The 21,679-nt window shown below is 58.4% G+C and carries 17 protein-coding genes; 5 read left to right on the top strand and 12 right to left on the bottom strand.

Going from position 1 to position 21,679, the window contains the following annotated elements; translation table 11 throughout:
- Positions 1–362 precede the first annotated feature (362 nt).
- The 4 genes from pssA to AAF659_RS10710 are packed head-to-tail and all read right to left on the bottom strand — an operon-like array spanning position 363 to position 4,506.
- A complete protein-coding gene (pssA, locus tag AAF659_RS10725; protein WP_502949206.1) occupies positions 363–1,184 on the bottom strand; it encodes a CDP-diacylglycerol--serine O-phosphatidyltransferase in 822 nt (273 codons plus the stop codon).
- Between the two features lie 45 nt (positions 1,185–1,229).
- Positions 1,230–2,243, bottom strand: a complete 1,014-nt coding sequence (gene ilvC, locus AAF659_RS10720; RefSeq protein WP_349751744.1) for a ketol-acid reductoisomerase — start codon at positions 2,241–2,243, stop codon at positions 1,230–1,232.
- A 45-nt stretch (positions 2,244–2,288) separates the two neighbouring features.
- Positions 2,289–2,780, bottom strand: coding sequence for an acetolactate synthase small subunit (gene ilvN / locus AAF659_RS10715; RefSeq protein ID WP_349751743.1), 492 nt, complete (start codon positions 2,778–2,780; stop codon positions 2,289–2,291).
- 4 nt (positions 2,781–2,784) lie between these two features.
- Positions 2,785–4,506, bottom strand: a complete 1,722-nt coding sequence (locus AAF659_RS10710; RefSeq protein ID WP_349751742.1) for an acetolactate synthase 3 large subunit — start codon at positions 4,504–4,506, stop codon at positions 2,785–2,787.
- A gap of 357 nt (positions 4,507–4,863) precedes the next feature.
- Between AAF659_RS10710 and AAF659_RS10705 the strand changes: the two genes are divergently transcribed.
- A complete protein-coding gene (locus tag AAF659_RS10705; RefSeq protein ID WP_349751741.1) occupies positions 4,864–5,286 on the top strand; it encodes a DUF4124 domain-containing protein in 423 nt (140 codons plus the stop codon).
- Between the two features lie 10 nt (positions 5,287–5,296).
- Here AAF659_RS10705 and clpB read toward each other — a convergent pair whose 3' ends face one another.
- The 3 genes from clpB to rluD all read right to left on the bottom strand — a co-directional run bounded on the left by clpB (position 5,297) and on the right by rluD (position 9,700).
- Positions 5,297–7,873 carry an ATP-dependent chaperone ClpB gene (clpB, locus tag AAF659_RS10700; RefSeq protein ID WP_349751740.1) on the bottom strand — a complete coding sequence of 859 codons (2,577 nt, stop codon included), beginning with the start codon at positions 7,871–7,873 and terminating at the stop codon, positions 5,297–5,299.
- A gap of 97 nt (positions 7,874–7,970) precedes the next feature.
- Complete coding sequence (gene pgeF, locus AAF659_RS10695; RefSeq protein ID WP_349751739.1) at positions 7,971–8,729, bottom strand: peptidoglycan editing factor PgeF; 759 nt, start codon at positions 8,727–8,729, stop codon at positions 7,971–7,973.
- The gene (rluD, locus tag AAF659_RS10690) at positions 8,726–9,700 is read right to left on the bottom strand and encodes a 23S rRNA pseudouridine(1911/1915/1917) synthase RluD (protein WP_349751738.1); all 975 of its coding nucleotides are present in this window, start codon (positions 9,698–9,700) and stop codon (positions 8,726–8,728) included. The genes pgeF and rluD overlap by 4 nt, the downstream gene beginning before the upstream one ends.
- A 102-nt stretch (positions 9,701–9,802) precedes the next feature.
- Here rluD and AAF659_RS10685 point away from each other — a divergent pair, with 102 nt between their 5' ends.
- Positions 9,803–10,687 carry an outer membrane protein assembly factor BamD gene (locus AAF659_RS10685; RefSeq protein WP_349751737.1) on the top strand — a complete coding sequence of 295 codons (885 nt, stop codon included), beginning with the start codon at positions 9,803–9,805 and terminating at the stop codon, positions 10,685–10,687.
- A gap of 6 nt (positions 10,688–10,693) precedes the next feature.
- Here the strand turns inward: AAF659_RS10685 and AAF659_RS10680 are convergent, their stop codons facing one another.
- Positions 10,694–12,316: an NAD+ synthase gene (locus tag AAF659_RS10680; protein ID WP_349751736.1), complete on the bottom strand. Its 1,623-nt coding sequence runs from the start codon at positions 12,314–12,316 to the stop codon at positions 10,694–10,696.
- Between the two features lie 85 nt (positions 12,317–12,401).
- Between AAF659_RS10680 and AAF659_RS10675 the strand changes: the two genes are divergently transcribed.
- The 3 genes from AAF659_RS10675 (at position 12,402) to AAF659_RS10665 (ending at position 16,053) form a co-directional block, all read left to right on the top strand.
- Positions 12,402–14,042 carry an ATP-binding protein gene (locus AAF659_RS10675; RefSeq protein WP_349751735.1) on the top strand — a complete coding sequence of 547 codons (1,641 nt, stop codon included), beginning with the start codon at positions 12,402–12,404 and terminating at the stop codon, positions 14,040–14,042.
- A 3-nt stretch (positions 14,043–14,045) separates the two neighbouring features.
- Entirely contained in the window at positions 14,046–15,416 is a 1,371-nt protein-coding gene (locus AAF659_RS10670) for a sigma-54-dependent transcriptional regulator (protein WP_349751734.1), read from the top strand.
- A gap of 79 nt (positions 15,417–15,495) precedes the next feature.
- On the top strand, positions 15,496–16,053 hold the full coding sequence (locus AAF659_RS10665) for a GspH/FimT family pseudopilin (protein ID WP_349751733.1): 558 nt from the start codon (positions 15,496–15,498) through the stop codon (positions 16,051–16,053).
- 5 nt (positions 16,054–16,058) lie between these two features.
- Here AAF659_RS10665 and AAF659_RS10660 read toward each other — a convergent pair whose 3' ends face one another.
- From AAF659_RS10660 to AAF659_RS10645, 4 genes are read right to left on the bottom strand one after another with little or no spacing between them, the layout of a single operon-like run.
- Positions 16,059–16,511, bottom strand: a complete 453-nt coding sequence (locus AAF659_RS10660; protein ID WP_349751732.1) for a type IV pilin protein — start codon at positions 16,509–16,511, stop codon at positions 16,059–16,061.
- The gene (locus AAF659_RS10655) at positions 16,508–20,125 is read right to left on the bottom strand and encodes a pilus assembly protein (RefSeq protein WP_349751731.1); all 3,618 of its coding nucleotides are present in this window, start codon (positions 20,123–20,125) and stop codon (positions 16,508–16,510) included. Before AAF659_RS10655 ends, AAF659_RS10660 begins: the two co-directional genes overlap by 4 nt.
- A complete protein-coding gene (locus tag AAF659_RS10650) occupies positions 20,112–20,633 on the bottom strand; it encodes a pilus assembly PilX family protein (protein WP_349751730.1) in 522 nt (173 codons plus the stop codon). Before AAF659_RS10650 ends, AAF659_RS10655 begins: the two co-directional genes overlap by 14 nt.
- Positions 20,633–21,673, bottom strand: coding sequence for a PilW family protein (locus AAF659_RS10645; protein ID WP_349751729.1), 1,041 nt, complete (start codon positions 21,671–21,673; stop codon positions 20,633–20,635). Before AAF659_RS10645 ends, AAF659_RS10650 begins: the two co-directional genes overlap by 1 nt.
- Positions 21,674–21,679: the final 6 nt, after the last annotated feature.

The following is a 21,679-nucleotide window of genomic DNA, read 5'->3' as shown; positions in this document are numbered from 1 at the left end:
TAAGCCCCTGATTCGGAAAACAAAATTCTAAAGCATTTCAGAATTTTGTCAACCCTCGGAACAACCCGTTTCGCCTCAAAGCGTCGCCGCCTTGGGCCGTTGCCCCGAATGAGATGCGTATTCTACATCTCATTGTGATCGCGTCAACAGGCGATTTAAATCCTGTTTCAGAAGCTCAATAAGCCCGGAACTTTTACCGGACCCGAAGCATGGTTATACCGCAAAAAGCGCGAAGTATCGCTGCCTTGCGAGCCCTTTGCCCCGAAAGAGATGCGCATAATACACCCTGAGCGTGTGACGTCAATAAGCTTTTCAATTTGCGGATGCTGTCGTCCGGTGTCCCGGAATCCATCTCCCCGCATTCAGCCCTGACGTCGCCTCTTTTTACGGATCAACCGGCGCCAAACCCATAGGAGTGGCCCTGACATAGTGTAGACCAGAAAGGCGAGGAACAGTATGACTGGAGGCTCAATCGCCACAACAGCGAACGCCAGAACCACCAACAGTATGGCAGCGAAAGGAACCCGACCCTTGAGGTCAAGATCCTTGCCGCTGTAGTACAACACATTACTGACCATCAGCGTTCCAGCCCCGGCCACAAGCAACACCGCAAGACTGTTCAGCCAAACTCCTGGATCAAACTCGTGGAAACACCAGACCATTCCGGCGACGACAGCAGCCGCCGACGGACTCGGGAGCCCCACGAAGTAACGCTTGTCGATAGACCCGATCTGAGTATTGAATCGAGCCAGCCTAAGAGCCGAACCTGCCACATAGATGAATGTTACGATCCACCCGAGTTTGTCGAGCTCATTAAGCGCCCAGAAAAACGCCACCAACCCCGGCGCAATGCCGAAGGCAACCATGTCCGCCAGGCTGTCGTACTCTTCGCCGAAACGGCTCTGAGTGTTGGTCAGGCGCGCCACGCGACCGTCCAGGCCATCGAGAACCATGGACACAAATATGGCGATGGAGGCCATCGCGAAATCACTGTTTGAGCCCGCCACAATGGCGTAAAACCCGGAAAAGAGCGACGCCGTAGTGAACATGTTCGGGAGAAGGTAGATCCCGCGCTTACGCACGCGGGATCCACCCACCACCTCTTCCTCAACTACTTCGGCACCTTCAATCTCGCTTTCACCGGTTTCGCCGGTGGACGACATATCCTGCTCGGATTCCGCCATCAGGCCACCTCTTCCATCAATGCTGCACCGCGCTGCAACGCAACCTCACTCGTTGCCGACCAGACGGCTTTTCTGCAGCCAGGGCATCATGCCGCGCAGACGATCACCTACCTCTGTGATCTGATGCTCTTCCGCGATCCGGCGCTTGGCCTTGAGAGTGGGCTGACCCGCCTGATTCTCAAGAATGAACTCGCGCGCGAATTCGCCGCTCTGGATCTCATCCAGGCACTTGCGCATTTCTTTCTTGGTGTCATCGTTAATGATGCGCGGGCCACGGGTCACGTCACCGTACTCTGCAGTATTGGAAATGGAGTAGCGCATATCCGCAATACCGCCCTGATAGAGCAGGTCCACAATAAGCTTGAGCTCGTGCAGGCACTCGAAGTAAGCCATTTCGGGTGCATACCCCGCTTCCACCAAAGTCTCAAAGCCGGCCTGGATCAGCGCACTGGTACCACCGCAAAGCACCATCTGCTCACCGAAGAGGTCGGTTTCCGTCTCTTCCTGAAAGCTGGTCTCGATGATCCCGGCCCGACCACCACCATTAGCAGACGCGTAGGACATGGCGGTGTCCTTGGCCTTACCTGTGGCATCCTGCTTCACCGCGATCAGCGACGGCACACCGCTGCCCTCGACATACTGGCTTCGAACGGTGTGTCCCGGCCCCTTGGGCGCGATCATGATCACATCCAGATCCGCACGCGGCTCAATCTGGTTGTAATGGATGTTGAAGCCATGCGCGAACGCCAGCGCGGCGCCCTTGCCGATGTTCGGTTCAATCTGCTGCTCGTACAGCGCTTTCTGGTGCTCATCCGGCGTAAGGACCATGACAACATCCGCAGCGTTGACGGCGTCCTCGATGGTCTGGACTTTCAGACCAGCATCCTCAGCTTTATTCCAGGAGGAAGACCCGTGGCGAAGCCCAACAACCACGTTGCTGACACCGGATTCCTTGAGGTTGTTGGCATGGGCATGCCCCTGGGAACCATAACCGATGATGGCAACCTTCATGCCCTGGATAATGGAAAGATCACAGTCTTTATCATAGTAGGCCTGCATTACGTTCCCCTGTGTCTGAGTGTCTTTGATTTTGAAACGGGTGATTCAGAGCGACAGCACTTTCTCACCGCGGGCGATTCCGGAGACGCCCGAGCGCACAACTTCCAGAACCCCCATGGTGCCGACCGCCTGAATGAAGGCATCGAGCTTCTCGCCGTCACCGGTCAGCTGTACCGTGTAGACCGTACTGGTCACGTCCACGATCTGGCCGCGGAAAATATCGACCGTCCGCTTGATCTCGGCCCGCTGAGCCCCGGTGGCGCGCAGCTTGATCAGCATCAGCTCACGCTCCACATGGCTGCCCTCGGTAAGATCAACAAGCTTGACCACTTCGACCAGCTTATTGAGCTGCTTGGTGATCTGCTCAATCACCTTGTCAGAGCCTTCGGTGGTTAGCGTCAGACGCGACAGCGTCGGGTCCTCCGTTGGCGCCACCGCAAGACTTTCGATGTTGTAATTGCGCTGGGAAAACAGCCCCACCACGCGCGAGAGGGCTCCGGGCTCGTTCTCCATCAGGACCGATATGATTCGCCGCATGGTTTCAGACCCTCTCCGTCTTGCTGAGCCACATATCCTTCATCGACCCCCCGGCCACCTGCATCGGGTAGACGTGTTCATAGGGATCCACGTAGATGTCGACGAAGACGAGCTGCTCCTTCATGGCCAGCGCCTTTTCGAGCACCGGCTCAAGATCCTCGCGTCGCGAGACGGTGAATGCCACGTGGCCATAAGCCTCAAACAGTTTCTCGAAATTCGGCAGCGAATCCATGTAGGAATGCGCATAACGCGACTCATAGTTCATGTCCTGCCACTGCTTGACCATACCCAGAGCCTGATTATTCAGATTAATAATCTTCACTGGCAGGTGATACTGCTTACAGGTGGACAGTTCCTGAATATTCATCTGGATACTGCCTTCACCCGTGACACAAACCACCTCTTCTTCAGGCATATGCAGTTTGATGCCCATAGCGGCAGGGAAGCCGAAGCCCATGGTGCCCAGACCACCGGAATTGATCCAGCGATTGGGTTTGTCGAACGGGTAAAACTGGGCAGCAAACATTTGATGCTGACCGACGTCCGAGGTGACGTAGGCATCCCCTTTGGTGACACGATAGAGCGCCTCGATCGCCTCCTGGGGCATGATATTGTCGCCGTTCTGCTCGTAGTGATAACGCGAACGGTAATTGCCCCATTCACGGATCTGCTTCCACCACGCCGCCAGTGCTTCCTGATCCGGCTGCTCCCCGTTTTCCCGCACCAGCGAGAGCATTTCATCGACTACCGAATCCACGGGCCCGACAATGGGAACATCCGCCTGCACTGTTTTGGAGATGGAGGCAGGATCGATGTCCACATGAACAATGCGGGCCCCGGGGCAGAACTTGTCGGTGGCGTTGGTTACGCGGTCATCGAAGCGCGCCCCGATCGCTAATACCAGATCGGAATGATGCATGGCCATGTTGGATTCATAGCTGCCGTGCATCCCCAGCCATCCCAATGACTGTTCATCAGTAGCCGGGAAGCCGCCCAGCCCCATAATGGTGTTGGTTACCGGGAAACCCAGCTCATGGGCAAGATCCGTGAGCTGTTGAGAGGCCTTACCCAGAACCACACCGCCGCCAGCGTAGATGATGGGCCGACGGGCGTTCATCAGCATATCCACAGCGCGCCGGATCTGGCCGGCATGCCCCCTTGCGGCCGGGTTGTAGGAGCGCATGCTCACCTTTTCCGGATACTCGTACTCGAAACGTCCGTTGGGGGCGGTCATGTCCTTCGGAATATCGATAACCACCGGCCCAGGCCGACCGCTTTTGGCGAGATAGAACGCCTTCTTCACGAGCTGGGGAATCTCGGAGGGATGCCGGACCGTCATGTTGTGCTTCACGATCGGCCGCGAAACGCCAATCATGTCGGTCTCCTGGAAAGCGTCCTCACCGATGAGATGGGAGGCGACCTGACCACAGAGCACGACCATGGGGATCGAGTCCATGGAGGCAGTTGCGATACCAGTGATGGTGTTGGTGGCGCCCGGACCCGAGGTCACGAGAACCACACCCGGTTCACCGGTCGCGCGCGCATAGCCGTCCGCCATATGCGTAGCGGCCTGCTCATGGCGCACTAGAATGTGTTTGACATCATCCTGACGGAACAGCGCATCGTAGATGTGCAGCGCAGCCCCGCCGGGGTATCCGTATATGTAGTCAACACCCTGGTCCTTGAGGGACCGGATGAGCATTTCGGCACCAGACAGTAATTCCACGTTGGATCACCCTCTTACACAGCAATCAATGTTCAATGTCTCTTCCACTGCCTGTGCCCTGGAAAAACCGCTTCTTGTGAAAGCTGAATCGGGCTCTGTACCACACCGCCCCGCGAGGAGGTTGGCACCGGGACAACTGCACCCTGAGGGTAAAGGTGTACAGAGGATTGAATGGTGTGGATGCCGAGGAATTACACTACCGGGGTTGCCGCCATGCAATTCAACTGCGTACAGGCACATTCAATTCTGACAGGGTGTGCCGGAGTGTCAACCGTAACACCCTGCGTAACGGCACATTTTGCGATCACCGTATGATCCGCTAGATTCGGGGTTAATCAATCCCTGTCACGGAGCTCCATGATGCGCATCGCCCACTACATCTCGCTACTTGCTGCACTCGCGGTTGCCCTTCCGGCAAGCGCCGAAATTTACCGCTGGACCAACCAGGCCGGTGAAACCAGTTTCGGCTCCAACCCCCCGGCAGGCGTTGATGCGCAACCGGTTTCTCCAAAAACAACCAATACCTTTGATGGTGGCTCGCAAGCAAACAACTCAGACGACAACAGTACGGACAAGGAAAACGGTAACAAGAAGACTGATCAGGAGAGGCAGGCGATCCGGAGGAAGAACTGTGAAGCGGCCCGGCAGGCGCTCAAGACCCTGGATCAGAATGCGCGTGTTCAGGTTATGGAGGATGGAGAGCGGCGCTACCTTTCCCCGAAGGAAAAGGCAGCGGAACGCAAACGCTACGAAAAAATCCGTGACAAAAACTGTGAATGAGGCCAGAGCCTCAGGTCACAGTGAAACGCAAGCCATCACCTTCCACATCAGCGCGGATGGTGCTGTCTGACGGGAACTCGCCCTCCAGCAGCTTCTGGGAAAGCGGATTTTCGATGTAGCGCTGGATTGCCCGCTTGAGCGGCCTTGCGCCATACACCGGATCATAGCCAACACCGGCGATTTTCTTCATTGCCTCGTCAGACAGAGTCAGACTCAGCTCCTGCTCAGCCAGACGCTCATTGAGCTGCTCGAGCTGGATCTGGGCAATGCCCTCAATCTGCTCTTCATCCAGCGGATGGAAGACCACCACATCATCAACACGGTTGATGAATTCAGGCCGGAAGTGACTGCCAACCACTTCCATCACCGAGCTCTTCATCTGCTCGTACTGCTCTTCGCCGGCCATGTTCTGGATGATGTCCGAGCCCAGATTGGAGGTCATAACCACCACAGTATTGCGGAAATCGACCGTGCGTCCCTGACCATCGGTCAGTCGCCCGTCATCCAGCACCTGCAACAGGATGTTGAACACATCCCCGTGCGCTTTTTCGACCTCATCAAGCAGCAGCACCGAATAGGGCCGACGCCGCACGGCCTCGGTCAGGTAACCACCCTGCTCATACCCAACGTAACCCGGCGGTGCACCGATCAGCCGCGCCACAGAATGCTTCTCCATGAACTCGGACATATCGATGCGCACCATGGCGTCTTCGGTGTCGAACAAAAAGTTCGCAAGCGATTTGCACAGTTCTGTCTTGCCCACACCAGTGGGGCCCAGGAACAGGAAGGAGCCGTTCGGCCGATGCGGATCCGACAACCCAGCGCGGGACCGCCGCACCGCATTGGACACGGCGCTGATGGCCTCATCCTGGCCGATCACGCGCTCATGCAGGCTGTTTTCCATGCGCAGAAGCTTATCCTTCTCGCCCTCAAGCATCTTGGAAACCGGGATTCCCGTCCACTTGGCGATGACTTCCGCGATCTCTTCGTCGGTCACCCGATTACGCAGCAGCTGCATCTCCATCATCTCAGCCTGGCTGGCCATGTCCAGCTGGCGCTCCAGTTCCGGAATCTTGCCGTACTGAATCTCGGACATGCGCTGAAGGTCGCCGGTGCGCCTGGCGTTATCCAGCTCAATCCGGGCTTCTTCCAGCTGCTCCTTCACCTTCTGAGCGCCATGGAGCGACGCCTTCTCGGTATTCCAAACCTCCTCGAGATCCGCATACTCCTTCTCAAGGTCCGAGATCTGCTCCGACAGTTCATCCAGGCGCTTCTTCGAGGCCTCATCTTTTTCTTTCTTGAGCGCCTCGCGCTCGATCTTGAGCTGGATCAGCCGGCGCTCAAGCCGATCGAGCGATTCCGGCTTGGAGTCCATCTCAATTCGGATCTGGCTGGCCGCCTCGTCCACCAGGTCGATCGCCTTGTCCGGCAGTTTGCGATCCGCGATGTAACGATTGGAAAGCTTGGCTGCCGCGATGATCGCGCCATCGGTGACCTCCACACCGTGATGCACCTCATAGCGCTCCTTGAGACCACGCAGGATGGCAATGGTGTCCTCCTCGGTGGGCTCATCCACCATCACCTTCTGGAAGCGACGCTCCAGAGCGGCATCTTTCTCGATATTCTCGCGGTATTCATCCAGCGTCGTGGCTCCCACACAGTGGAGCTCACCACGCGCCAGGGCTGGCTTAAGCATGTTGCCGGCATCCATGGAGCCCTCGGTCTTGCCCGCGCCCACCATGGTGTGGAGCTCATCAATGAACAGGATGACCTGCCCTTCTTCCTTGCCGAGCTCATGAAGCACCGCCTTGAGGCGCTCCTCAAAGTCGCCCCGGTACTTCGCGCCAGCCAGCAGCGCACCAAGGTCCAGCGCCAGCACCCGCTTGTCCTTGAGGCCGTCTGGCACCTCGCCATCAACAATCCGCTGTGCGAGCCCTTCAATAATGGCCGTTTTGCCGACTCCCGGATCGCCGATCAACACCGGGTTGTTCTTCTGGCGACGCTGCAGCACCTGGATCGTGCGGCGGATCTCATCGTCACGGCCAATCACCGGGTCCAGTTTACCGTCGCGCGCACGGGCAGTAAGATCCGAAGTATACTTATCCAGTGCCTCACGGTTTTCCTCTGCTGAGGGATCGTCCACGGTCTCACCTCCCCGCATGCTGTCGATGGACTGAGCCATGGCGTCCTTGGTAACGCCAAATTCCTTGAACAGCTTGCCAAGAGCCCCTTTATCCTCGGTCGCTGCAAGAAGGAAAAGCTCACTCGAGATGTAGCCATCGCCGCGCTGCTGCGCCAGTTTGTCTGCCATATTGAGCAGACGGCCCAGCTCCTGCCCCATCTGGACATCGCCCTGGTTGTCCTTCACACGCGCCAGGTTGTCGATGCCATCCGCCACAGACTGGCGGAACCGGTTGGGATCCACGCTCAGCTGCTGCAGCAGCCCGCGTGTCCCGCCATCTTTCTGGTCAAGCAGAGCCTGCATCAGGTGCAGCGGCTCAATGGTGTTGTTGTCGTTACCCACAGCCAGTGACTGGGCATCCGCCAGCGCGTTCTGGAGCCGGCTTGTCATCTTATCGATTCGCATGGATTCGTTCTCCCACTGTTTCCGGAACCGCCTGATGGCGTCATCAACGGTTATGATCTTGCCTTTGCTGGAAGATATTGGGGCTTTTGTCGACTCTTCAAGCGTTGTCAAGCCAGATGAGCGACGCCATCCGGCCAGTGGTGCCATCACGGCGGTAGGAAAAGAAGTCCGCCTCATCCGAGAACGTGCAGGCGCAGCCCCCGAAGATGCGCGTTACGCCTGCTGTTTCAAGGCGCTGTCGGGCGAGGCCATAAAGGTCGGCATACCAGGTTTCGCCCAGCGAAGAAGCCGGCTGGAAATGGAAGGCCGCCTCCGGATCATCGGCCGTGAAAGTGGTGCGGACCTCGTCGCCCACCTCGAAGGCGGCGGGCCCGATAGCGGGCCCGAGATACGCCAGAACCCGAGCAGGCTCCGGGAACACCCCCAGCGCAGCCTCCAGCACACCCGCCGCAAGCCCCCGCCAGCCGGCATGGGCCACTGCTACCCGGCTCGCCTGATCGTCACAGAAAAGAACCGGCAAGCAGTCCGCCGTCATCACCGCACAGGCCTGTCCGGGTTGATCCGTCCAAGCTGCGTCCGCCACCGGCGTCGCCTCCATGGCGGGCACGCGAACCACGCGATTGCCGTGGACCTGCTCAAGCCAATGAAAAGCATCCTGAGCCAGCCCACTGATCCGAGCCAGTTTGGCACGGTTCGCCCGCACCGCAGCCGGAGCATCATGGACATGAACCCCAAGATTGAAACTCTGCCAGGGCCCCTCGCTGACGCCCCCTCGGCGGGTTGTGACCAGCGCGTGTACGCCTGGCGGCGCCGGCCACTCAGGGAGGAAAGCACTCTCGTCGGACACCGGCCTCATGACGCGGAGCGCCTCTCAACGAAGGCCGCCAAAGCATCCAGAAGCTCCCGCAAATCCGCGGGCAGCGGCGCCTCCCATTCACAGAACTCGTCGGTGGCCGGGTGCGCCAGCTCAAGGCGGCTGGCATGCAAGGCCTGACGGCGAAAGCCATCCAGAACGGCCCGCAACGGTTCATCGGTTCCCTTCGGATAACGCATACGGCTACCGTAGGTTGGGTCACCAAGCAGTGGATGATGAACGTGGGCCATGTGGACCCGGATCTGGTGGGTCCGACCACTTTCGAGCTGACACCGGATATGGCTGAATCCGCCCATACGGTTCACCAGCCGGTAATGCGTGACCGCTGGACGGCCATCAGGTACCACCGCCATCTTTTTGCGCTGCCTGGGATGGCGTCCAATGGGCTCATCAATGCGACCACCGCCCGTCAACTCGCCAACGCAGACCGCCTGGTACTCGCGCCCCATGCGCCGTTCCTGCAGCTGCTCGACCAGAGATGTATGGGCCTCCAGGCTGCGGGCCACAACCATAATACCGGTCGTATCCTTGTCCAGCCGATGCACAATCCCGGCACGGGGAATCCGCTCGAGCTCGGGCGCATGATTGAGTAGCGCGTTCACCAGCGTCCCGGCTTCATGCCCCGCGGCCGGATGTACCACCAGCCCTGCCGGCTTGTTAACCACAATCAGGTGCTCATCTTCATGGATGATGTCGAGATCAATCGGCTCCGCCTCCCAGGTGACCTCAGCCACCGTTTCAGCGGCCACCGCCACCTGATCGTCCACCAGCACCCGGTCGCGCGGCCGGCGCTTCTCGCCATTGACCGTCAGCTCTCCAGAGCGCACCCATCCCTGGATGCGTGAACGGGAGTGCTCCGGCATCAGCCGTGCCACGGCCTGATCCAGCCGCTGGTCGCTGAGTTCCGGGGGTACACTGAAGCTTGCCTCGATGCGCTCTGTGCCGCTTGTCATGGATTGCGCTGTCCTGCCTTCTACTGGTTCCGAATCATGATCCCGGCCGTTACAATGGCCGTCAACTCACACCCTTCCAAACCACAGTATACAGGTATTTGCATGACGCGCCGGGCTCCATTCCAAAACGCTCAGGGCAGCCGCCAGCGCACCACTGGCAAAGCTCTTGCCTGCGTCCTCATCACGCTGCTGGTCGCCGGTTGCGCCAGCACTGGCGACGATACGCTGCCGGAAGAAAAGTATTACGAGCAGGCCCGCAGCTCCATGAACGCCGGTAACTTCGAGTCCGCCCAGCAGAATCTGGAGGCTCTGGAGACTTACTATCCCTTTGGCCGGTATGCGGAGCAGGCCCAGCTCGACCTGATCTATGCCCGCTACCAAAACCTGGACCTCCAGGGGGCGCGGAGCGCGGCAGACCGCTTCCTGCGGCTCAACCCCCAGAGCGAGAATGCCGACTACGCACTCTACATGCGCGGCATCGCTTCCTATTACATGGACCTGGGCCTCGCCGCCCGGTACTTCCCCATTGAAGTGGATGCCCGCGACCCAGGTCAGCAGCGCCAGGCCTTCGACGATTTCTCTCAACTGGTGAACCGCTACCCGGACAGCCGCTATGCGGCCGATGCCCGCCAGCGCATGATCGCCATTCGCAACCGCATGGCCGGGCAAGAGCTGGCGGCAGCCGAATACTACATCAAGCGGGAGGCCTATATAGCGGCTCTTAATCGGGCACAGACCGTGGTCGAGGACTACAGCCGCACGCCGGCGGTGGAAGAAGGACTGGTCATCATGGCGGAAATGTACGCTCGCCTGGGCCTTGACCAGGAGCGCGAGGACACCGCCCGCGTACTCGCGCAGAACTACCCTGACAGCCCGGCACTGAGCGACGACGGAGACTTTCTGCGCCAAAGCTTCGGCATCCGGGACCGCACATTGACCAGTGTGCTGACCTTCGGCCTTCTGGGCGAGCCAGAGGGCACGGAATAACGGGCGTCAGTCGCCCGCTTTCCAGCGGTTGGTGATCGGGTAACGCCGATCCCGACCGAAGCCGCGCTGCGTGATGCGCGTGCCGATGGGTGCCTGACGGCGCTTGTATTCATTGATGTCCACCAACCGGACCGCTCGCATCACGTCCTCGCGCGCATAGCCTTCGGCAATGATGCCTTCAGCACTCACATCCTTCTCCACGTACAGCGCCAGAATCCGGTCCAGCACTTCGTAGGGCGGCAGGCTGTCCTCGTCCTTCTGGTCCGGCGCCAGCTCCGCCGAAGGCGGACGTTCAATGATCCGTTGCGGAATCGCCTCCTGTTCCTGGTTGCGCCAGCGTGAAAGCCGGTAAACCAGCGTCTTGGACACATCTTTGAGCACACTGAAGCCACCCGCCATGTCGCCGTAGAGGGTGGAGTAGCCCACAGCCAGCTCACTCTTATTGCCCGTGGTCAGAACCAGACTGCCGAACTTGTTGGAAAGACTCATCAGCAGCGTGCCACGGATCCGTGCCTGGAGGTTCTCCTCGGTGGTATCCGCAGCCTGGCCACCGAAGGACTCGGCCAGCGTCCCCATGAAGGCCTCGTAGATGGACTCGATGGACAGCACCCGATACTCAACGCCCAGCCCGTTCGTCATACGCTCCGCGTCCTCCAGGCTAATCCCCGAGGTGTAACGGAATGGCATCATCACTGCGGCGACCCGGTCCGCCCCAAGGGCATCCACCGCCACAGCCAGAGTCAGCGCCGAATCAATACCGCCGGACAGCCCCAGAACCACTGACGGGAAACCGTTCTTGCCAATGTAGTCACGCAGCCCAACACACAGAGCCCGGTAGGCGAGCGCATCCTCGTCCGGTTCTGGTGCGGCTTCTGTCTCCAGAATGCCACCCGTGGCATCCAGCATTACGGCATGCAGCCCCTCGTCAAAACGCGGCGCTCGAGTGCACTCGCGCCCCTGACCATCAAACGCCAGTGACCCGCCATCAAAGACCAGCTCATCCTGCCCGCCCACGAGGTTCACATAGACGATGCTCAGATTGTGGGCGCGGGCAACCCTAGCGAGGCGCTCCCGGCGCTCGGGCTGGCGGTTTAGGTGGTAGGGAGAGGCATTGAGGTTGATCAGCAGACGCGCTCCTTTTTCAGCGGCGGAGGCCGCAGGGCGCTCATGCCAGATGTCTTCGCAGATGGTTATGGCGACAGGCAGCCCCCGCAGCTCAAACACGCTTGTCTCCACTGCGGGAATGAACCAGCGTTTCTCATCGAACACATCCTGATTCGGCAGGTACTGCTTGGCCGCGTGCCCCAGAACCCGACCGGAATCCAGCACCATGGCTGCATTGACCAGACCTTCATCGGTAACCTGCGGTGCACCGAAGACGAGGACGACCTCCGGCATATTAGCCGCAATATGGGCCACCGCCCGCTCCACCCTGACACCAATACTCGGCCGCAGCAGCAGGTCTTCCGGGGGGTAGCCGGTCAACGCCAGCTCCGGAAAAACCACCATCTCCGCCCCTTGCTCACGTACGGCGTCCTGAGTCATCGAAAGTATGCCCTCAGCGTTACCGGGGATATCCCCGACCGTGGCATTAAACTGGGCCATCAGAACCCGCAAACCCGCTGTCATTCCACTGTCTCCTGTCACCATGGGCACTGGAACGCTATTATAACCCGCTGAAACCATTTTGACGTTGCACCCACAGGGAGTCTCCATGGAGGCGTCGCCCACAGCAGTAAGGAAAGACCAGCGCGCCCGCCTGTTCCGGGTCTACAACTACTACCGGATCGCCGTCAGCCTTCTGCTGGTCGCCCTGCTGCTGCTCGAGACCGATCTGGTCGGCACTACGCTGCGCGATGAATGGCTTTTCCAGGCAACGGCACTCGCTTACCTGGCGATGAACATTGTTACCGGTATGCTGCTGCTGGCCGGTTATATACTCCGGCCCTGGCACATTACCGTCTCCATCCTGACCGATATTCTGATGATCCACCTGCTCGCCTTTTTCAGCGGCGGCATCAGCAGTGGCATTGTGAATCTGGTGATCATCAGCGTGGCTGCGGGCAACATCCTGATTCCGGGCCGCATCGGCACTTTCTACGCCGCTCTGGCAACGCTCGCCTCGCTGGTCACGGCCACGCTGTTGATGCTTCAGGATCTATCAGGCGTGGATACCATCGTGCGCGCCGGGGTTATGGGGGGGATCTACTTTGCGGCCGCCTTTCTGCTCCAGAATATTACCCGCCGCCTGGCCTCCAGCGAACAGTTGGCTTCAGAACGTGCCCGCAGCATTGAGGAGCTGGAACACCTCAACCACCAAATCATCCAGCGCATGCACACCGGCATCCTGGTGGCGGAACCTAATGGCGCCATCCGCCTGGCCAACGCCGCTTCCGGCGAACTTCTACTGGGCGAGCGTGGCGCCTCGCCCCGGCTCACCACGCTTCCCCAGCCCCTGAAACAGCGATTGGATCAATGGCTCGAGCAGCCCGGCGAGCGCACACCACCATTCCAGGCCCGTAACGATACGCCCAGCGTCCAGGCCAACTTCATGCGCCTGGACAGTCCGCTGGAACACCTGATCCTGATCTTTCTGGAGGACACGGGCAAAATCACCCAACAGGCCCAGCAGATGAAACTGGCCTCCCTGGGTCGGCTCACCGCCGGCATCGCGCATGAAATCCGCAACCCCCTGGGCGCAATCAGTCACGCCGCCCAGTTGCTGGGCGAGTCCAGTAGCACTAATGAGGGCGATCGCCGGATGGCTGGCATCATCCAACGCCATAGTGAGCGTGTGAACACCATCATCGAGAACGTTCTGGAGCTCTCCCGTCGGCGGAGCACCAGTGTCCGCCTGATGGATCTGGGTGAATGGCTGGCCCATGTCGTCAATGACTATGTCGAGACGGTTCAGGAACCGGTATTGATTGACCTTAAACTGTCGGGTTCCCCTGGATCAGCGCGCTTCGACCCATCACAGCTCCAGCAGGCCCTGACCAATCTCATCGACAACGGCCTGCGTTACAGCCAAAAGCGCACCGGTCGCCCCCAACTCACCGTGCGTACCGGTGTGACCGACGACGGCCAGAGAGCCTATATTGATGTATGGGACTACGGGCCAGGGCTGAGTGACTCCCAGCAGGCCTCCCTGTTCGAGCCTTTCCAGACCACGGAACAGGAAGGCACGGGCCTGGGCCTCTATCTGGCCCGGGAACTGTGCGAGGCCAACCAGGCCCGGCTCTTTCTCCTGGAAAGCGGCACGGAGGGATGCTGTTTCCGCATCACCTTCGCCCATCCGGGCCGCCGCGCGCTGGATTTCAGTGCCTCGGGCGCCAACCTGATAGGGAATGAATGAACCATGAGTGATTACAGGGCCCTGATCGTTGACGACGAACCCGACATCCGGGAGCTTCTCGACATCACACTCAGCCGTATGGCCATTGAGTGCACCGCTGCCGCAACACTGAGTGAAGCGCGCGACCTGCTCGCCAATCAGCCCTTCCACCTCTGCCTGACCGACATGAGCCTGCCGGACGGTAATGGCATCGACCTGGTGGACTGGATGCAGAGCCAGTGCCCCGGCGTACCGGTCGCGGTGATTACCGCCTACGGCAGCATGGACTCCGCCATAACCGCCCTTAAAACCGGCGCGTTCGATTTTGTTTCCAAACCCGTGGAACTGCCCCGCCTGCGCGAGCTGGTGGAAAGTGCCCTGCGCCTGCCCGCGGACACCGGCAGCCAGAGTAAAGGCGACGACCGACCCGACGAGGATGACCCCCTACTGGGCGACTCCCCCGAGATTGACGCCCTCCGCCGCCAGGCGCGCAAGGTCGCGCGCAGCCAAGCGCCGGTTTACATCAGCGGCGAATCCGGCAGCGGCAAAGAACTGGTGGCACGGCTGATCCACGAACACGGCCCAAGACGTTCGCACCGCTTCGTGCCCGTCAACTGCGGCGCCATTCCCCAGGAGCTGATGGAAAGCGAGTTCTTCGGGCACCGCAAGGGCAGCTTCACCGGCGCCACCGAGAACAAAGACGGCCTGTTCCAGGCGGCGCACCAGGGCACTCTGTTTCTCGACGAGGTCGCGGACCTTCCCATGCCGATGCAGGTCAAGCTGCTGCGGGCGATTCAGGAGAAACGCATCCGTCCAGTCGGCGCCAAAGAGGAAACAGCAGTGGACGTGCGCGTTCTCAGCGCCACGCACCGCAACCTAGCCGCACTCGTGGAAGACGGCCTGTTCCGCCAGGACCTGTTCTATCGCATCAACGTTATTGAACTGCGGGTTCCCTCACTGCGCGAGCGCACGGCCGATATTCCAATCCTCGCCCAGCATATCCTCGCGCGCCTGGCGCAGGACTACGAGCTACCACCAGCCCAACTCAGCAAAGAGGCACTGACCGCCCTTCAGGCGCATCCTTTTCCCGGCAATGTGCGGGAGCTGGAGAACTGTCTAGAGAGGGCTTTCACGCTGAGCGAGGACGACGCCATTAACGCCTCGGACCTACAGCTCGGCGGCCCCTCAAAAACCCCGGAGGGAGGCGGCAACGCAGGCCTTCCAGACCCTGCGGAAAGCGGCATGGACCTGGAGTCCTATCTGGAGTCCATCGAACGCACTACCATCGACAAAGCCATGGCCCAGACCGAGGGCAATAAAACAGCAGCTGCACGCCAGCTTGGGGTCAGCTTCCGGGCGCTACGCTACAAGCTGAAAAAACTGGGAATGGAGTAGTTGCCCGCCCGCGCCCGTTTGCCTAGAATCTGTGCTTCCGAACAGGGATTGAACGGATCAGACAAAAGGACTCTCAGGGATGAGACGCAAACAATGCGGCGTGACGCTGCTCGAACTGATCATTGTGATCGCGGTGCTGGCCATTGCAACCACCACCGTCGTGCCCGGCATGCAGAAACTTTTCGAGAATACCGCCCGCCGAAGCCAGATGCAGAGCATGGTGGGCCTCTTCCATCTTGCCCGAACCGAGGCCGTCAGCCAGGGCACCATCGTAACCATCTGCCCGCTCGATGCCAGCAATCAATGCACAGGCGATTGGCAACGGCCGGTGCATGTATTCGCTGATCCGGACAACCAGCGGGCGCTCACCAGTAATCAGGCGGTTTTCCGCGTTAAGGAGCCGCCCGAATCAGGCAACTGGCACGTGCGCGTGGGCAACCGCGGCTATTTCCAGTACCGGCCCAATGGTATGGCGCGAGGAACGCTCGGCAACCTGACCTGGTGCCCGGAAAGCGGTGACGAGACAAACGCCGGCCAACTCATCATCAATATGGGCGGGCGCCTGCGCTACGCCCAGGATCAGTCCGGGGACGGCATTGTGCAGGGCAGCAGCGGGCAGCCCGTGAGCTGCCCGTAACCCGACTACCAGCAATCACTGCCGCCAGAACCGCGATTACCCTGATGGTCCAGCGTCAGGGTGCCACAGTCGTCGCCGGTCTGGGCGTTCTTGGGTTTTGCCTGCAACGTGTAAGCGTCATCCGTGACACTACCATCAAAGCTGATGCCGTAGTACGCCTCCGCTGCCTTATAGTCCTGAGGTGAATGATTGAAGGGCAGCGTGGGCGCATTGTCGTTATTGTCCTGATAGCTGAAGTTCCTGCTGTAGCGCTTTTCCATCCACTGTGACAGCTCCATAAGATCGCTCTGAGCAGTGGCGCGCCGGGTCTGCTCCACATACCCCTGATAGGTCGGAACCGCAATGGCAGTGAGGATACCGATGATCGCGACGACGATCATCAGTTCAATCAGCGTCACGCCCGTGCATCCTCTCCAGCCGAGGCGCACATCCCGTCTGAATGTTCGTCGTTCATTCATTGGATGAGTTCCCGCCAGCCAAGCCGCCAGTTCACATCTGCTGAATTGGGCGAGATCGGTGTCCCCTCCAGGCTGCCGTCAGAGAGCGTGGTGGTTCGGTAGTCTTTATCACCACCGCCAACCGTCTCTGACTCATTAGGCAATCCGCCAACTTGGTAACCTACAATTGGTTTATCAAACTCAAGGAATACCGGTGTCTGAGGTGTACGGCCATCAATCCCAAACGCCATGAGCCACCCTCGCCCTCCCTGAGCACAAGGGTTTACGTCAGGAATCATGGAATTAATGAACGCAACCTGACGCACACCGGAAGACGTTTTAACGCGACGGATACTGGCAGCCGTTGTCACCCGCTCAAACTGCTTCGGCAAATCGATGTACCAGCCCTCGTTGCTATTATAATCCATCTTATCGCCATTGGACTGGCGTACTTTAACGTTCCCATCCTCCCCTTCTTTCGACTCTTCAGATGTGGTGAAAGCCCGCGAGACCAGTGCATCCCGGTCGAGCCCACTCTCTCCCTGGTCCCGCACCGCGTAGACGCTCTGCGTCTGGTCGTCCTGCGGGGCGCCCTCGAATTCGTACTCACCCGTGCCCAGAACTACCAGAAAATCATCATCGTTAGCACTCACATTAGGAAGAGGCGTTCGGGTTACTGCCGGTGCGGCTGTTATAGGCTGTGCATTGCCCTTGCCGTCACGTGCCTTGAACAAGGGTTGGGGCGTTGCGTTTCCTCCCTTACCACTGGAGTAAACCGATCCCCAACCATTCCGGCTGGAAGCCGCCCACAGATTGCCCTCCAAATCCCCAGCATAGACCCGGTCCGCAATGCCATCGGCATCGGTATCCAGAACTTTCAACGGTGAAAGGCCGGTTGCGCCGAATCCGGTATCAAACTCCACATAATTGACAGCCTTTTTGCTCCAACCGTCCTGTATACCCGCCTCAAAATCCAGCATAAAGAAGCCCGTGGACTGGGAGCCCGACTTGTAACCGTTGGGCAGAAAAACCGTCCACCGCACATCCTGCCCATTATTGCCCCAGGCAGCTGGTGTAATGATAGGCGCTTGGGTGATGCGACCTAGCCGCTCATCGTCAGCATCGGAGAATTCCCACAGCGCAATATCCGTTGCATTGCTCTCAGAGAACTCAGCCGGATCTGTGACATCGAGTGCAAAAATCCCGCTCGCCCCGGTGCGGCTACCGCCGATCAGAATAGTTCGCCATTCTCCATCAACGTAAACATCCTGAGTCCTTGGCGGCAGATCAACGTAATATTGATGCTGATAGGCCGGATCGGCTAGTGCATGCAGGCCCTGGTTCGGTTGATCGGAATAGAGATACTCAGGTATGTACGCAAGCACCTCTTCGCCGCCATCCTCTGTGGCCTTGAAACCATGAAGCATGCCGTCATTAGCGCCCGCGTAGATCACCGGCGTGCGATCCTTCTGATCAAACTCAAAGTCCGAATAAGGCGAATTCTTTGGTGCGTAGGGCTCTTGGTCAGGCCAGCCGGCGTTGGGCGCACCAACATAGGACGGTGTCGAGTTCACAACGTCTCCCAACCGGCTCGCTCTTTCACGAAACATTGACCCCTCCTGCTTTCGTGCTCCGCGCAGAAAATCAAGCAAAGCCTGTGGATTGTCCCCGGGGCCCGCTTCCAGGTCAGCTTTCTGTGCCGAATCAAGCTTATCCCATCTAAACGCTATGCCCTCGCCATCTGATCCAGTAATAATGGTGCGGTCGAGATTCGTGAATCCCGGCTTGTCCAACTGATCCGCGGCTGACCAGATACCCCCGTCCAGAGTATCTGGAAAGGTAAAGTCTCCATCCTTTTCTTTAATGATCGGCAATGCCTGAATATCGCCGCTCCAACTCGCAGGATCAAATGAAGCTGCAAAGGTTAAAGCATCCTCTTTGATAGTGGCGACATCAAAAGAAACACCACTGGAAGACGCAGCTTCCGACTCAATTTCTTTCAGGAGCCCGCCCATCTCTTGAGCGAATTCATCAACTCGGCTGGTGCTGAAAAAGCTGCCCCGGCTGTTCATGGCTGCATGGAGTAGATCATCGATCCTTTCCGGCGAACCGTTTCCAGCGGCGACCGGATCCGGCCAATTGACGTCTTTCAGGTCGGCCTCAGTTAACGGTTCCTGCTCCTCATCAGTTGGATCCAGCTTCTGGAGCTCATCAACAACAGAATCCGCATCAAGCGTTCCATCAACGCCCAGTCCCACACCATGAGTGACCATGTGTTGCCAGAATGCCGGGTTAAGCTTTGAACTGGGCACAAAATTGTCCAAGCCACTGCGGATATCCCGCTTCCAGTAATCCATGGCGACGTCCGCAAGCGTGTTACCTTCGGAATCCGACCAAAAATCGTTCGCTTGGTACCGGTAGCTGTCGCCTGCAGCCGTATTCTGTATCAGCTCACCGGCCTCACTATCGATATCACCAGGGAGCGGTCTACCGGGTTGGTTGGAGCTCCAGAATCCATCCGTCATCAGAATGGTATTGGACTGACGGCATTCACGCAGCTCGGAGGTGGAAGAACTCGGATCGTCTGCCCAGGACCGATCATTCTTCTCATAGTACCGACCAGCACCATTCAGAGCCCGGCGAAGCGGAGTGCCCCCGTTGGCATCTACCGTATAAAGAAAATCATAGAAGGTCTTGCGATGCGACTGACCGTAAGGGCGAACCCCCTGAATAACTGCCTCCTGGCGGGTGCCATCCACATTCCCCGCCTGAAAGGATCTGGTGTTGATGGTGCCCCAGCCAAGGCGCGCTTTCTCACCCAGCCTATCAAACCCTTCACTGATGGCGGCACGCGCGGTATAGCGGCGCGTTCGGTAGTAGGCATACCAGTTCGCAAAACGCTGTCTGACATCACTATCAGCCGAGGTATCATTAACGGCCACGTAGTTGTAGCACTTGTTCTGTCGCGGGTCAGACTCACAGCCCTCTTCATCCCCATCGAATTCGTAGTAGAACGCCCCAGACTCATCAAATGTCACCCCACTGTGCTCAAAATCATCCCGCAAATCATCCTTGGTGGTCCCGCCCTCGGCGAAGTAATCCTGGTACCCGTTCTTCCATGCATTGTCATAGCGCGCGTCGGGCATGCGGTCATCATCGTCTTCCGCATTGGGCTTGAGGGGGGGGCGGTATTCTTTCTCGGGGTCCGGATCAAAATAAACGGTGTTCTCTTTTGAGGAGAAATACCACTGGTTTTCCACCTCCTTCCCCGAACTAACCGCTCTCTCAAGTCGACACCTAAAGTCACCATTCAGATTTACCAGGTCACCATCACCACAATCGTAAACAGAGCTACCCACATCCCAAGGACTTCGATAAACATACTCACCAAAAGCCGAGCTGATTTCGTTTGGCATATACTCAAACTGCATGGACCCAGAATCATCCATCAGGAACATGATATTCGGCTGAACCTTCGAGCCCACAAACAGGGGCTTATCCACCAGCTCGGCCCCTACAATCAGCGATGGCCAAAGCAACAGGGCCAGCCCTATCCCTGACAACCATTTGTAAAACGTTTTATTGCGTATAACCCAGCTCATACTTCCCCCACACTCAGGTTCAGGCGTCATCATAGACGTAGAACGATTCAATCAGCCGCTGCCCATTGCCATGCGGGCTATGAGCGTTCACCACGATTCGGACCCGGCGCGCATCCACCACGGATGAGTTGGTCACGTCCATCGATCCCGTTCGCACCTGCATTTCACCCATATCTTCCACGAAGAACCGATACTCGGGCGAGCGCTCATCCTCGAACCCTTCGAGTTTGACTTCGTGCGAGTTCGCGTCATTCCAGGTGTCGCTTTGGAACGGGTCAGGGGCATTGCCCTTGTTGTAGAAATCGTCGGTTCCCAACGATCCTGCTCTAATCTGCGTTTCAACTTCATCCAGAGCCGCATCAGCCAGTTCCAGCGCTACCACACTCTGGCGCTGGGCATTGGCCATACGTGTTTGCAGCAGGCTGCCGTCCAGGCTTGAAATCCCAAGAAGGGTGAGCACAAGCAGTATGATCAGCGCCAGCAGCAGGGCGGCACCCCGATGTTTTGTTTTTCCGGGAACCGCTTGCCTATGCCTACTCATTATTGCCCTCCACTCATCAACCGGTTACGTACTGATGCAGTCGCCGTATAAACTCGATAGACGCCTTTATCCGCCGCAGTTTCCTGATTCGAGGGCTTACACTCTTTTGGGTCTCCTGCGACCGTCCACGGCTCCCCTGGAAAACAATAATTCATCGGGTCTTCCACTACGTTCGTCTCAGGCGAGCGCACCAGAATACTGATTCTGGCGGCCTTTACTTGGGTCCAGTCGGTTACATCCGAGGGAGTCTCTTTCCAGTCACCGGCCTGCCAGTATTGAATCTTCATCTTCTGGATGCCCCGCACCAATTCCTCCTCATTACCTGCGGTCAGATCCCGGCGGTAGAGGCTCGAGACACCATCAGCGGTCTCCTTGATGTAGAACACATAGGATTTAACCTGGTTGATTTGTGCTCCATCGTTGTAGAGCCTGCTCGGGCAATTATTGCCCGAGCAGTTCGTATGTGGTTGGTCATAGCTGTTGCCGGGCGACTGTGTGTTACCTGTATTGGCGACAATAACGCCATTGGTGCCCTGAACATTGGTAACCTGAACAACATCACCCCCAACGCAGTCCGTGATGGCGATAATATCTCCTTCTTCCAGCGCTTCCGCGTTATTCACTTTAAAATTGGCTGAGTTGGGAACGTCTTCCACCCGCATCTCGATCGAATCGCCGCTACTGTCCCGCGGTGACTTGGCCGCCATCAGCCATAAGTGATCGGTATCGCTTTTTTGGTCCGTTACAGCCGCAGCACGTGTTTTGATCGGTTCCTTAGCGTTCAGAGCATGCGCGTTTTCATCGTACTCATCATCCGACTCGTCAAGATTGTTCGCCAAGTCAGCCTCTGCAGGCGTACACCCCATGTAGCCTGCATTGCGGACTTCCCGCGTTAGCATCTCAAGCGCGATTCGACCCGCTTCCTGGGTTCGAGCGTTCGCCTGCTGCAGTTGGAAACTCTGGTTGTTGGCTATGAAGATCTGAACAATTCCGAGCATGATCAGAGACGAGAGCAGAATGCCGATCATCAGTTCGATCAATGTCAC

It is taken from the genome of Salicola sp. Rm-C-2C1-2, from assembly GCF_040196175.1.
GTDB lineage: Bacteria > Pseudomonadota > Gammaproteobacteria > Pseudomonadales > Oleiphilaceae > Halospina.
The sequence above is the reverse complement of the archived record's forward strand: the minus strand, read 5'-3'. Positions and strand labels throughout refer to the sequence as shown.

Excerpts from the sequence above, each read along its gene's own strand:
- ilvN (WP_349751743.1), bottom strand. The coding sequence starts at position 2,780 with ATGCGGCGAATCATATCGGTCCTGATGGAGAACGAGCCCGGAGCCCTC.
- AAF659_RS10685 (WP_349751737.1), top strand. The coding sequence starts at position 9,803 with ATGACGCGCCGGGCTCCATTCCAAAACGCTCAGGGCAGCCGCCAGCGC.
- AAF659_RS10660 (WP_349751732.1), bottom strand. The coding sequence starts at position 16,511 with ATGAATGAACGACGAACATTCAGACGGGATGTGCGCCTCGGCTGGAGA.
- AAF659_RS10680 (WP_349751736.1), bottom strand. The coding sequence starts at position 12,316 with ATGACAGCGGGTTTGCGGGTTCTGATGGCCCAGTTTAATGCCACGGTC.
- pssA (WP_502949206.1), bottom strand. The coding sequence starts at position 1,184 with ATGGCGGAATCCGAGCAGGATATGTCGTCCACCGGCGAAACCGGTGAA.
- AAF659_RS10650 (WP_349751730.1), bottom strand. The coding sequence starts at position 20,633 with ATGAGTAGGCATAGGCAAGCGGTTCCCGGAAAAACAAAACATCGGGGT.
- AAF659_RS10670 (WP_349751734.1), top strand. The coding sequence starts at position 14,046 with ATGAGTGATTACAGGGCCCTGATCGTTGACGACGAACCCGACATCCGG.
- ilvC (WP_349751744.1), bottom strand. The coding sequence starts at position 2,243 with ATGCAGGCCTACTATGATAAAGACTGTGATCTTTCCATTATCCAGGGC.
- AAF659_RS10705 (WP_349751741.1), top strand. The coding sequence starts at position 4,864 with ATGATGCGCATCGCCCACTACATCTCGCTACTTGCTGCACTCGCGGTT.
- AAF659_RS10675 (WP_349751735.1), top strand. The coding sequence starts at position 12,402 with ATGGAGGCGTCGCCCACAGCAGTAAGGAAAGACCAGCGCGCCCGCCTG.
- clpB (WP_349751740.1), bottom strand. The coding sequence starts at position 7,873 with ATGCGAATCGATAAGATGACAAGCCGGCTCCAGAACGCGCTGGCGGAT.
- rluD (WP_349751738.1), bottom strand. The coding sequence starts at position 9,700 with ATGACAAGCGGCACAGAGCGCATCGAGGCAAGCTTCAGTGTACCCCCG.
- AAF659_RS10655 (WP_349751731.1), bottom strand. The coding sequence starts at position 20,125 with ATGATGACGCCTGAACCTGAGTGTGGGGGAAGTATGAGCTGGGTTATA.
- AAF659_RS10665 (WP_349751733.1), top strand. The coding sequence starts at position 15,496 with ATGAGACGCAAACAATGCGGCGTGACGCTGCTCGAACTGATCATTGTG.
- pgeF (WP_349751739.1), bottom strand. The coding sequence starts at position 8,729 with ATGAGGCCGGTGTCCGACGAGAGTGCTTTCCTCCCTGAGTGGCCGGCG.